We start from the raw sequence: 10,631 nt of genomic DNA, 5'->3' as shown, positions 1-10,631 counted from the left end.
TCCGTTGGAGTGAACGCCATGACCGACACCGCCCCCGCCCTGCGCGTGACCAGCTACTACCCCGTGCTCATGACCCGCGATGTGGCGGGCACCGCCGCCTTCTGGCGCACGCACTTCGGCCTGGCGCCGCTGTTCAGCAGCGACTGGTACGTGCACCTGCAGTTGCCGGGCAACGACGCGGTCAACCTCGCGGTGCTGGACGGCTCGCATGCCACCATCCCCGAGGCGGCGCGCGGCCGGTCGGCAGCGGGGCTGCTGATCAACTTCGAGGTCGACGACGTGGACGCGGTGCACGCGCGCCTGCTGGCCGCCGGCCTGCCGATGCTGCTGCCGCTGCGCGACGAGGACTTCGGCCAGCGCCACTTCATCACGCAGGACCCGAACGGCGTGCTGATCGACGTGATCAAGCCGATCCCGCCGAGCGCCGAGTTCGCGGCGCAGTACGACCCGTCAGCGCTGCCGCCGGCCTGAACGCCGGATGCGGCTCAATGCAGCGCGCCGCCGCTCTCGCGCAGGTCGCTCCCCTGCACGTCCAGCGCCGTGCGCAGCAGCAGGCGCACGCCCTCCACCTGCGTCGCCAGGGCCATGCTGGGCAGGCCCGGCCGCTGCGCCGACTGCGCCGGCAGGGCGGGCAGGTGCACGAAGCCGCCGCGCGTGCCGGTCAGCGCCGGCCGCGTCGCCAGCCGGTGCATCAGCGCGTAGAAGAGGTGGTTGCACACGAAGGTGCCGGCCGTGTTCGAGACCGTCGCCGGCACACCGCGATCGCGCAAAGCGCGCACGATGGCCTTGATCGGCAGGGTGGAGAAGTACGCGGCAGGGCCGCCCTCGACCACCGCCGCGTCCACCGGCTGGCGGCCGGCGTTGTCGGGGATGCGGGCGTCGTCGACGTTGATGGCCACGCGCTCCGGCGAGATCTCGGACCGGCCGCCCGCCAGGCCGAGCGCGACCACCAGGGCCGGCGCGGGCGCTTGGCCCAGCACCTCGTCCAGCCGCGCAGCGGCCTCCCCGAAAACGCAAGGCAGGCGCAGCGCCTGCACGACGGCGCCGTCGCCAATGGCCTCGCCGTCCAGCGCCCGCGCGACCTCCCAGGAGGGATTGACCGCGTCCTGGTCGAAGGGATCGAAGCCGGTGAGGAGGATGCGGCGGCGGAAGTCGGCAGCAGGCATGGCGGGAGCAGCGGAAACGCGGAGCCGCCAGCGTAGCGCAGCGGGCGGGCGTGTACCCTTCCCCGGCCCCCGTCCGCCTCTTCGACGAACCCATGCCCTCTTCCCTGTTCCCGCATCCCGCCGGCCGCCGCGCGGCGCTGTCGCGCCTGGCCGCCCTGCCCCTGCTGTGCTCTCCGCTGGCCCACGCCGCGCCCGCCCGCGGCATGCCGCCGGCGCCCGACCTGTGGCCGCGGCCGCTGCAGGTGCCCGGCGGCGTGGCACGTCTGTCGCTGGGCCCGGACGCCCGGCGGCCCGCCGCCACCGCCGCGGGTGGCGGCAAGGAGGCCGTGCCGCTGCTGGTGGTCGGCGACCCCATCGAATGGACCGCGCTGGTCGGCATCCCGCTCGCGGCCGCGCCGGGCGAGGCGCAGATCCGCGCCACCGGCGCCGACGGCGACGCGCGCACCCTGCGCTACACGATCGAGGCCAAGCGCTACCGCGAGCAGCACCTGACGGTGGCGCCGCGCACGGTGGACCTCTCGCCCGCGGACCAGGCCCGCTACGAGCGCGAGCGCGACCACCAGGCGAAGGTGATGGCGGCCTGGAGCGAGCCGCCGGCCGGCCTGCTACGCATGCAGGCGCCGGTGCCGGGCCGGCGCTCCAGTTCCTTCGGGCTGCGGCGCGTGTTCAACGGCCAGCCGCGCAATCCGCACAGCGGCATGGACATCGCCGCCGCCACCGGCACGCCGGTGCGCGCGCCGCTGGCCGGCCGGGTGATCGACACCGGCGACTACTTCTTCAACGGCGGCACGGTCTGGCTGGACCATGGCGGCGGCCTGCTGAGCATGTACTGCCACCTCAGCCGCATCGACGCGAAGGTGGGCGACGCGGTGCAGGCCGGCGATGCCTTCTGCGCCGTCGGCGCCACCGGCCGCGTGACCGGCCCGCACCTGCACTGGGGCGTGATGCTCAACCGCACGATGGTGGACCCGGCGCTGTTCATCTGAGGCGCGGGGGCGGCCGGAACACGCGCCGTTACAAAAAGGCGCTTGCGCCATACCAACTGGTATGCATGATCCATACCAACCAATCGGTATGGACATGACTTCCGCCCCCCGCCTCTCTTCCGCGCCGTCCACGGCGCCTGCCCGCACCCGGCTGCTGGACGCCGCCCTCCAGGTCATCCGCACCAAGGGCTACACCGCCACCACGGTGGACGACATCTGCGCCGCCGCCGGCGTGACCAAGGGCAGCTTCTTCCACCACTTCAAGGGCAAGGAAGACCTGGGCATCACCGCCGCCCACCACTGGGGCGAGGTGACGGGCGCGATGTTCGCCGCCGCCGACTACCACGCCCCGGCCGACCCGCGCGAGCGCGTGCTCGGCTACCTCGCCCTGCGCACCGCGCTGCTCGAAGGCGAGCTGCCCGACGTCACCTGCCTGCTGGGCACGATGGTGCAGGAGACCTACGCCACCCACCCCGCCATCCGCGACGCCTGCCAGGCGGTCATCCATGCCCACGCGGACACGGTGGCCGAGGACCTGGCCGCCGCCAAGGCCCGCCATGCGCCGCAGGCCGGGTGGGACCCTCAGGAGGTGTCGCTGTACTTCCAGGCCGTGCTGCAGGGCGCCTTCGTCCTGGCCAAGGCCGAGGGCAGCGCGGGCGTGGCGCGGCGCTGCGTCGCCCACCTGCGCGCCTACGTCGAGACCGTGCTGCTGCCGACGGCAGCGGCCCCGCCGGCTTCAGCAGACTGAAGCTTTCTTCCTTCCTTCATCCAAGGAGACCACCATGCCAGCCATGCACTACGTCGACGGCTTCGTCCTCGCCGTCCCCCAGGCCAACCAGGAGGCGTACCGCAAGCACGCCGACGACGCGGCCGCCGTGTTCAAGGAACATGGCGCGCTGGAGGTCGTCGAGTGCTGGGGCGACGACGTGCCCGAAGGCAAGCTCACCTCCTTCACCATGGCCGTCAAGCGCGAGGAGAACGAGGCCGCCGTGTTCTCGTGGGTCACCTGGCCGTCCAAGGAAGTGCGCGACGCCGCCTGGCCCAAGGTCATGGAGGACCCGCGCCTGCCCAAGGACATGTCGGCGATGCCCTTCGACGGCAAGCGGATGATCTACGGCGGCTTCCGCATGATCGTCCACCGGTGACACCCTGCCTTTTCTGGAGACGACCATGACCGACACCCGCGACCCCGATGCCTGCCACAGCGAACCGATGGCCGATGCGCACGAGCTGACGCTCACCCGCGTCTACGACGCGCCGCCCGAGAAGGTCTTCCGCGCCTGGACCGAGCCCGAGCTGCTGATGCAGTGGTTCGTGCCGCGCCCCTGGTCGCTGGCCCGCGTGGAGGCCGACCTGCGCCCCGGCGGCCGCTCCAACCTGGTGATGCGCGACCCCGACGGCAACGAGTACCCCAACGCCGGCGTCTACCTGGAGGTGGAGCCGAACCGCCGCATCGTCTTCACCAACGCCTACACCGAGGGCTGGATGCCCGCCGACCCGCAGCCGATGAAGATGACCGCCATCGTCACCTTCGAACCCGAGGGCGAGGGCAAGACCCGCTACACCGCGCGCGCCGTGCACTGGACGGCCGCCGACCGCGACACGCACGAGAAGATGGGCTTCCACGAAGGCTGGGGCCAGTGCGCCGACCAGCTGGGCGAGCTGCTCGCGCGCATCTGACGCCGCAGGACGACACGAGACCGCCATGCAGAAGATCACGCCCTGCCTGTGGTTCGACTTCCAGGCCGAGGAGGCCGTGGCCCACTACCTGCGCGTCTTCCGCAACGGGCGCGTCCTCGCCACCTCGCACTACGGCGAGACGATGGGCGAGCACCGCGGCAAGGTGCTCACCATCCGCTTCGAGATCGAGGGCCAGGAGTTCCTCGCCCTCAACGGCGGGCCGCAGTTCCCCTTCACCGAAGCCGTGTCGCTGAGCGTGGACTGCCCCGACCAGGCCGAGGTGGACCGCCTGTGGGACGAGTTGGCCGAAGGCGGCTCGCACGGGCCCTGCGGCTGGCTGAAGGACCGCTTCGGCCTGTCATGGCAGATCGTGCCCTCGGCCGTCGAGACGATGATGCGAAGCGGCCAGCCCGAGCGCATCGACCGCATGATGGGCGCCCTGATGCAGATGGGAAAGCTCGATATCGCACAACTCCAGGCTGCGTTCGACGGCGGTTGAGAGCCCCCGCTGCGTGCCCCGTCTTTCATGCGCGCAGATGCCGGCTGCGCGTACGCTGCAACGCAGCATCGCACGCGGGCGGCGGTGCGCCACAGGAGATCTGCATGAAGCGCAAGGCGACCATCCACGGCAACGTCACCTTCACGCCAGGCGACGGCGTGCCCATCGTGATCCCCGAAGGTCCGATCGAGATCGAGGAAACCGAAGACAGCGTGATCCTGGGCTGGGAGCAGGCCCAGGGCGTGGTGGGCTCCACCGCCATGCCGCGCATCCAGTACGACCAGTACGTCGAGGCCGGGCACATCCGCCCCGAGTGAGGCGCCGCCGGGCGTGCTCAGGCCGCCGCCGTGGCGGCGATGACTGCGCCCGGCAGCCGGTAGTGCCCCTGCTCGAACAGGTCGATGCCGCAGGGCAGCGACTCGACCCAGTCGAAGAAGTCCGCGATCGCCTGCCGCCCCGCGATGGGCGCGCCGTGCTGCGGCACCAGCATCGAGATGTCGAGCTGCCGCGCCATGTGCGTCCACAGCCGCAGGATCTTGTTCGACACCATGTAGCGGCGGTGGAAGCCCTCCATGCGCCGGATGTGCGGCGCCAGTTCGCGCACCGGCTCGCGCGCCTCCGCGCCGCTGGTGAGCGAGACGCCCAGGTCGCCAGTGAAGAGGATGCGGCTGACCGGGTCGTAGAAGTGGAAGTTTCCCTCCGAGTGCAGGAAGTGCGCCGGCAGCAGGTGCAGTGAGCTCCCGCCCAGCGGCAGGATGCCGCCGCCGTCGGGCACGCCGATCACCCGCTTGAGCGTCTTGCCGCTCTTGGCGAAGTGCGGCACGAAGCGCTCCCACACCCGCGAGATGACGAGCCGCGCCTGCGTCGAGGTGAGCCAGCGATCGAGCGAGGCAATGATGTCCGGGTCGGCGTGCGAGGCGAGGATGTAGTCGAGCTTGCCCGGCGTGAAGTGGCGCGACATGCCGAGGAACAGCTCGTTGAAGGCCATGTTCCCTCCCGGATCGATGACCGCGCCCTGCCCGTGGTCCACCACCAGGAACTGGTTGGCCTGAACGGCGGCGCCGTCCTCCTCCACCAGGTCGGAGAACATGATGCAGGCGTGGTTCGGATCGCGGTAGAGCTCGACGGGCAAGGGGCGGCCTCGGCAACGGGATGGCTGGAGGCCGCGACTTTATGCAACAACTGGACACATTCAATTGATACACATCAACCCCTGTGCTGGACCCGCTCACCCGCCCGCGTGCGCCTCGGCCAGGCACTGCGCGAACAGCGCCGTCGCCCGCCCCGGCTGCGGCGAGCGGCGCCAGATGGCGGCGAAGCGGCAGCGGTAGAAGAAGCGCTTGGGCGCCACCGCCACCAGTTGACCGGCCTGCACGAAGGGCTGGGCGTAGTGGTCCGGCAGGAAGCCCAGGTAGCGGCCCGAGAGGATCAGCAGCGCGATCGCCTCCTGGTCGTAGGCGGTGGCGCGGCGCGCCAGGCGCTCGCGATGGCTGAAGTCCATGTTGGGCGAGTGATAGCCCAGGCCGGCGAACTCGTGCCGGCGCAGCTCGGTCCAGCCGAGCCTGCGGTGGTCGGCACCGAAGAGCGGGTGCGCGCGGCCGGCGTACAGCAGCATGGTCTCGCCGAACAGGTCGGCGTAGGCGAGGCTCTGCGAACTGCGGTGCGTCGGGATCACGCCGACATGGAAGCGCCCGTCGATGATGCCGCGCTCGATGGCGTTGATGGAGGCCACGTGCACGTTCAGCGCCACGCCCGGCGCCTGCGCGCCGAAGCGCGCGATGGCCCCGGCGATGTGCGCCTGCGGGTTGCTGGCCGTCTTGTCGAACAGGGCCAGCTCCAGCTCGCCGCCCATGCGGCCGTGGATGTCGTCGATGCCGCTGCGGAAGGCGTCCACCGAGGCGAGCAGGCGCAGCGTCTCCTCGTACACGCGCTGGCCCTCGGCGGTGAGGGCGAAGCCGGCCCGCCCGCGCCGGCACAGCACGAGGCCCAGGCGCGTCTCCAGGTCCTTGACGTGGCGGCTGACGGTGGAGGTGCCGATGTTCAGTTCCAGCTCGGCGGCCGTCATGCCGCCGCACTCCGCCACCGCCTTGAACACGCGCAGCAGGCGCAGGTCCATGTCGCTGAGCTGGCCCAGCACGGCCCGATTCTTTACTTGCATGGATCGGCAAGTGAACAGTGAAAGACGGCCATTCTCGCCAGCATCGCCCGCGCCAACAATGGCGCCATGAACACCGCCCTCGCCTCCTCCCAGCCCACCGCCGCCCGCACCGACGCGGCTTGGCTCGAAGCCCACTGGATGCCCTTCACCGGCAACCGGCAGTTCAAGGCCGACCCGCGCATCATCGTGGAGGGCAAGGGCGCGTACTTCACCGACGCCGAGGGCCGCAGGATCTACGACGGCCTGTCGGGCCTGTGGTGCACGGGCCTGGGCCACTGCCGCACCGAGATCAGCGAAGCAGTGGCGCGCCAGGCGGCGAAGCTGGACTACGCGCCCGGCTTCCAGTTCGGCCACCCGCTCTCGTTCGAGCTGGCCAACAAGATCAAGGGCCTGATGCCCCAGGGCCTGGACCACGTGTTCTTCACCGGCTCCGGTTCCGAGGCGGCCGACACCTCGCTCAAGCTGGCGCGCGCCTACTGGCGCGCCAAGGGCCAGGGCACCAAGACGCGCCTGATCGGCCGCGAGAAGGGCTACCACGGCGTGAACTTCGGCGGCATCTCGGTGGGCGGCATCGGCGGCAACCGCAAGACCTTCGGCCAGGGCGTGGAGGCCGACCACCTGCCCCACACCCAGCCACCGATGGGCTCCTTCATCAAGGGCATGCCGGCCGAGGGCGGCGAGGCGCTGGCCAACCGGCTGCTGGACCTGATCGCGCTGCACGACGCGAGCAACATCGCGGCGGTGATCGTCGAGCCCTTCTCCGGCTCGGCCGGCGTGGTGATCCCGCCAGTGGGCTACCTGCAGCGCCTGCGCGAGATCTGCACGCAGAACAACATCCTGCTGATCTTCGACGAGGTCATCACCGGCTTCGGCCGCTGCGGCGCGATGACCGGCGCCGAGGCCTTCGGCGTGGTGCCGGACATCCTCAACTTCGCCAAGCAGGTGACCAACGGCGTGCAGCCGCTGGGCGGCGTGGTCGCCACCCGGGAGATCTACGACACCTTCATGAAGGCCGGCGGCCCCGAGTACCTGGTGGAGTTCCCGCACGGCTACACCTATTCGGCGCACCCGGTGGCCTGCGCCGCCGGCATCGCCGCGCTGGACCTGCTGGTGGCCGAGGACGGCCCCGGGCGCGTGCGGGCGCTGGCCCCGCACTTCGAGGCGGCCGTCCACAGCCTGAAGGGCGCGAAGCACGTGCTGGACATCCGCAACCACGGCCTGGCCGCCGGCATCACCATCGACCCGGTGCCGGGCGAGCCGGCCAAGCGCCCCTTCGAGATCGCCATGGCCTGCTGGAAGAAGGGCTTCTACGTGCGCTACGGCGCCGACACCATCCAGCTCGCCCCGCCCTTCATCAGCGAGAAGGCGGAGATCGACCGGCTGGTCAACGCGCTGGGAGAGGCATTGGCCGGGACGGCCTGACGCCGCCACACTGGACAAAGACCAAGCGCCCTTCCGGGCGCTTTTTTCATGGTGTCACTGCCGCGAGAGGACGGAGCTATACGACTGCGCGTCCGCACCATCGATCACTTGCTCCGCTCACGCCTCGGCCGAACGCGGTCTTCGGCAGAAAAGTCTCAATCAAAAACAGCGCAGAGAAGTCCTCAAGCCACCGTACAGCCGTCACGCCTCGCGAGACAGCAAGGCTTTGCGGATTGAACCAGACAGCCTGCACGCCGTATCGGGTCGGCGCCAACACGTCCGACTCAAGTGTGTCACCCAACATCGCGATCTCATCAATCGCGACCCCCATCCTGGTCGCCACGATGCGCCAGAACTCAGGCGTGTCCTTCTTGAGACCTAGCTCGGTGAAGGTGAAGATGTCTGAGAAGTGGTGACGCATCGCGCCACGCTCCAGGGCTTGCTCGACCATCGGCTTTGGCGCAATTGTCGCGTTGGTGGCAATGCATAGCGGGAAGCGCCCATGCAACCGATCCAGCATCTGTACGGCGCCCTGCACCACGTGCACCTCGGGCTACAGTGCCATAGGCAGATCCCGCGGGCCGTCGTCGAGCATGAGCGTGTCGCCCCAGTCAAAGCAAATGATGCGGACCGATGATGCGTTCATGCTTGATACGTCGGCTTCATGGCCGGCAACCGCCGGTCGCAGGCTGCCGCTGCGCCATCGCCGTGGTCGAGGCGCCGCCCTTCACCATGCCGGCCCCACCCGACGGCGCTTCAGATCGGCCGCGTGAGGTACACCGCCTCGCGCCCCACGATCGGCTCACGCGTGGGCATGAAGACGGTGCAGCCGTCGCAGGGCGAGACGATGCGGCGGTCGCCGTCGGTGGCGATCAGCTCGTCCTTGGCGAAGGTCTCGAAGCCGACCAGCGGGCGCGCGAAGCGGAAGTCCTTGGTGTGCACGAGGTGCGTCTGCAGCAGCTCGAAACGGCGCTGCGGCGCCTTCGGCGCGGCCTCGGCCGGCGGGTCGATCAGGCCGAAATGCGCCAGGAAGTCCAGCGTCACGGCCGTCGCCAGCTCGGCCGCCGAGCGCCTGAAATGCTGGCCGCACTCGACCACCACCGCCGTGCCGGGCCCCGGGCCGTCCAGCCCGTGGCGGCCGTACTGGATGAGCGGCACGCCCGAGCCCAGGCCCTGGGGCATCACCAGATGCACCGGCGGCCGGCCGATGGCCAGCGCGAGGGCGGCGTTTCGCTCGTAGGCGGGATAGACCCAGAAGGGCTCCACGTCCTGGCTGGTGGAGTGGATGTCGAGGATGTGGTCGGCCGCGTCCACCACCGCGCGCATGGCGCGGGCGCGCTGCAGCTCGGGGCTCTGCTCGCCGCCGTCCAGCCACTCGGTGGACCAGATGCGGTTCATGTTGTGCACAAGCTGGCGGCTCTCGAAGGGCTTCTCGATGTCGAAGCTCTCGTAGGCCGCCACGTTGGCGAAGCTCACGGTGAGCGTACCGACCTTCGGGCGCACGTCGGTGTCGAGCAGGTGGGTGGCGGCGACCATGCCGCAGATCTCGTTGCCGTGCGTGAGCGCGTTGATCAGCACGTGCGGGCCGGGGCGGCCGGACTCGAAGCGATGCACATAGTCCACGCCGACGTTCCCCTGGCGGTAGGCCGACAGGTCGCGGGGCAGGACTTCGAGCGAGGCGGGAACGGGCGGGGGCGTGTGGGTCATCCGGGCATTGTGGCGCTTCAGCCCCCGGCCTGCTGCGCGTCGGCGGTGCGGCCGGTCCAGCGCAGCACGACGAACTCCGCCGGCTTCACGAGGGCCACGCCGATCAGGCAGACGATGCGCCCCTCGTCCAGGTCGGCCTGCGTCATCGTGCTGCGGTCGCAGCGCGCCCACCAGGCTTCCTCCGGCTTCTGCCCGGCCAGCGCGCCGGCGCGCCACTCGGGCTGAAGGAAGCCGTCGACAGACTGGCGCACGCGCGTCCACAGCGCCTCGCCGTGGTGCTCCTGCGCGACCCAGCGCAGGCCGCGGCCGAGCGAGGCCTCGACCATGTCGAGCCAGCGGCGCTGATGGACGTAGCGGATCTCGGGGTCGCCGCCGGCCAGGCGCGCGCCCCACACGAGCAGCCCGCGGCCCAGAAACTCGCGCAGGCAGTTCACGCCCTGCGGGTTGAGCCGGTCCTGCTCGCCGGCGCTCACCGGCCACGCCAGGTGCAGCACGCCGGCCACCGGCAGACCGGCCGGCGCCTTGTGCACGCCCTGCGCCGCATCGCTGCGCGCGTACAGGCCCGCCACGACGCCGGAGGGCGGCAGCGCCAGCGCGGCGTCCATGCGGCCCGGCGGCGCCAGCGGATCGGCCACCACCACCCAGGGCCAGTAGAAGGCGGCGCGGCCGGAATCGACGGCCTGCCGCTGCGCCAGCGCCTGGTCGGCCGTGAGGTCCGGCGCGGCGTCCAGCACGGCGATGCGCCAGGCGCCCGGCCGTTCGGCATGCGCCACCAGCGCGGCCTGCAGGGCCAGCCGCTCCTCGAGCGCGCTGGCGCCGGGGGCGGCCACGGTGCGCACGTCCTCCAGCAGCGCGACCTGCGCCAGCGCGGCGGCGTAGCTGCCCGGCGTGGCCTCGTCGGCCAGCGGCGGCACCATGCCGTCGGTGCCGCCGGCCAGCTGCACTGGCTGACCTGCCAGCGCGCGCACGCGGTCGAGCAGCGCCCAGGCGGCCACCGCCGCGCCGAGGTGCAG

The 10,631-nt window shown here is 71.1% G+C and carries 14 protein-coding genes; 8 read left to right on the top strand and 6 right to left on the bottom strand.

The window, feature by feature from the left end:
- Window positions 1-39 precede the first annotated feature (39 nt).
- Entirely contained in the window at window positions 40-471 is a 432-nt protein-coding gene (locus ACIY1X_RS20410) for a VOC family protein (RefSeq protein WP_038203581.1), read from the top strand.
- Window positions 472-485: 14 nt separating this feature from the next.
- Here ACIY1X_RS20410 and pcp read toward each other — a convergent pair whose 3' ends face one another.
- On the bottom strand, window positions 486-1,166 hold the full coding sequence (pcp, locus tag ACIY1X_RS20405; protein WP_399684073.1) for a pyroglutamyl-peptidase I: 681 nt from the start codon (window positions 1,164-1,166) through the stop codon (window positions 486-488).
- A gap of 92 nt (window positions 1,167-1,258) precedes the next feature.
- On the opposite strand from pcp, the gene ACIY1X_RS20400 reads away from it, so the two are divergent.
- The 6 genes from ACIY1X_RS20400 to ACIY1X_RS20375 all read left to right on the top strand — a co-directional run bounded on the left by ACIY1X_RS20400 (window position 1,259) and on the right by ACIY1X_RS20375 (window position 4,648).
- Entirely contained in the window at window positions 1,259-2,152 is an 894-nt protein-coding gene (locus tag ACIY1X_RS20400) for a peptidoglycan DD-metalloendopeptidase family protein (RefSeq protein WP_399684070.1), read from the top strand.
- Window positions 2,153-2,246: 94 nt separating this feature from the next.
- Complete coding sequence (locus tag ACIY1X_RS20395) at window positions 2,247-2,900, top strand: TetR/AcrR family transcriptional regulator (protein WP_399684068.1); 654 nt, start codon at window positions 2,247-2,249, stop codon at window positions 2,898-2,900.
- A 43-nt stretch (window positions 2,901-2,943) separates the two neighbouring features.
- Window positions 2,944-3,297: a DUF1428 domain-containing protein gene (locus ACIY1X_RS20390; protein ID WP_399684076.1), complete on the top strand. Its 354-nt coding sequence runs from the start codon at window positions 2,944-2,946 to the stop codon at window positions 3,295-3,297.
- Between the two features lie 25 nt (window positions 3,298-3,322).
- Complete coding sequence (locus ACIY1X_RS20385) at window positions 3,323-3,832, top strand: SRPBCC family protein (RefSeq protein WP_084216891.1); 510 nt, start codon at window positions 3,323-3,325, stop codon at window positions 3,830-3,832.
- A gap of 25 nt (window positions 3,833-3,857) precedes the next feature.
- Window positions 3,858-4,331, top strand: a complete 474-nt coding sequence (locus ACIY1X_RS20380) for a VOC family protein (RefSeq protein WP_399684065.1) — start codon at window positions 3,858-3,860, stop codon at window positions 4,329-4,331.
- 104 nt (window positions 4,332-4,435) lie between these two features.
- Window positions 4,436-4,648, top strand: a complete 213-nt coding sequence (locus tag ACIY1X_RS20375; protein ID WP_399684062.1) for a hypothetical protein — start codon at window positions 4,436-4,438, stop codon at window positions 4,646-4,648.
- Between the two features lie 17 nt (window positions 4,649-4,665).
- Here ACIY1X_RS20375 and ACIY1X_RS20370 read toward each other — a convergent pair whose 3' ends face one another.
- Both ACIY1X_RS20370 and ACIY1X_RS20365 read right to left on the bottom strand, forming a co-directional pair.
- The gene (locus ACIY1X_RS20370; protein ID WP_399684060.1) at window positions 4,666-5,463 is read right to left on the bottom strand and encodes an MBL fold metallo-hydrolase; all 798 of its coding nucleotides are present in this window, start codon (window positions 5,461-5,463) and stop codon (window positions 4,666-4,668) included.
- Between the two features lie 96 nt (window positions 5,464-5,559).
- Window positions 5,560-6,489, bottom strand: coding sequence for a LysR family transcriptional regulator (locus tag ACIY1X_RS20365; RefSeq protein WP_399684057.1), 930 nt, complete (start codon window positions 6,487-6,489; stop codon window positions 5,560-5,562).
- Between the two features lie 66 nt (window positions 6,490-6,555).
- On the opposite strand from ACIY1X_RS20365, the gene ACIY1X_RS20360 reads away from it, so the two are divergent.
- Entirely contained in the window at window positions 6,556-7,911 is a 1,356-nt protein-coding gene (locus tag ACIY1X_RS20360; RefSeq protein WP_399684054.1) for an aspartate aminotransferase family protein, read from the top strand.
- 76 nt (window positions 7,912-7,987) lie between these two features.
- On the opposite strand, the gene ACIY1X_RS20355 is transcribed toward ACIY1X_RS20360, so the two are convergent.
- From ACIY1X_RS20355 to ACIY1X_RS20345, 3 genes are all read right to left on the bottom strand, one after another.
- Entirely contained in the window at window positions 7,988-8,452 is a 465-nt protein-coding gene (locus ACIY1X_RS20355) for an HAD family hydrolase (RefSeq protein WP_399684051.1), read from the bottom strand.
- A 215-nt stretch (window positions 8,453-8,667) separates the two neighbouring features.
- Window positions 8,668-9,618, bottom strand: a complete 951-nt coding sequence (locus ACIY1X_RS20350) for a succinylglutamate desuccinylase/aspartoacylase family protein (protein WP_399684048.1) — start codon at window positions 9,616-9,618, stop codon at window positions 8,668-8,670.
- A gap of 17 nt (window positions 9,619-9,635) precedes the next feature.
- On the bottom strand, window positions 9,636-10,631 hold a 996-nt coding region (locus ACIY1X_RS20345), incomplete at its 5' end, for a phage tail sheath family protein (protein ID WP_399684045.1).

Origin of the sequence: Xenophilus sp., from assembly GCF_044462705.1 — a bacterium.
Taxonomy (GTDB): Bacteria; Pseudomonadota; Gammaproteobacteria; order Burkholderiales; family Burkholderiaceae_C; genus Xenophilus; species Xenophilus azovorans.
This window is presented reverse-complemented; position numbering and strand designations above follow the sequence as displayed.

Excerpts from the sequence above, each read along its gene's own strand:
- ACIY1X_RS20390 (WP_399684076.1), top strand. The coding sequence starts at position 2,944 with ATGCACTACGTCGACGGCTTCGTCCTCGCCGTCCCCCAGGCCAACCAG.
- ACIY1X_RS20395 (WP_399684068.1), top strand. The coding sequence starts at position 2,247 with ATGACTTCCGCCCCCCGCCTCTCTTCCGCGCCGTCCACGGCGCCTGCC.
- ACIY1X_RS20350 (WP_399684048.1), bottom strand. The coding sequence starts at position 9,618 with ATGACCCACACGCCCCCGCCCGTTCCCGCCTCGCTCGAAGTCCTGCCC.
- ACIY1X_RS20380 (WP_399684065.1), top strand. The coding sequence starts at position 3,858 with ATGCAGAAGATCACGCCCTGCCTGTGGTTCGACTTCCAGGCCGAGGAG.
- ACIY1X_RS20365 (WP_399684057.1), bottom strand. The coding sequence starts at position 6,489 with ATGCAAGTAAAGAATCGGGCCGTGCTGGGCCAGCTCAGCGACATGGAC.
- ACIY1X_RS20400 (WP_399684070.1), top strand. The coding sequence starts at position 1,259 with ATGCCCTCTTCCCTGTTCCCGCATCCCGCCGGCCGCCGCGCGGCGCTG.
- ACIY1X_RS20385 (WP_084216891.1), top strand. The coding sequence starts at position 3,323 with ATGACCGACACCCGCGACCCCGATGCCTGCCACAGCGAACCGATGGCC.
- ACIY1X_RS20375 (WP_399684062.1), top strand. The coding sequence starts at position 4,436 with ATGAAGCGCAAGGCGACCATCCACGGCAACGTCACCTTCACGCCAGGC.
- ACIY1X_RS20360 (WP_399684054.1), top strand. The coding sequence starts at position 6,556 with ATGAACACCGCCCTCGCCTCCTCCCAGCCCACCGCCGCCCGCACCGAC.
- pcp (WP_399684073.1), bottom strand. The coding sequence starts at position 1,166 with ATGCCTGCTGCCGACTTCCGCCGCCGCATCCTCCTCACCGGCTTCGAT.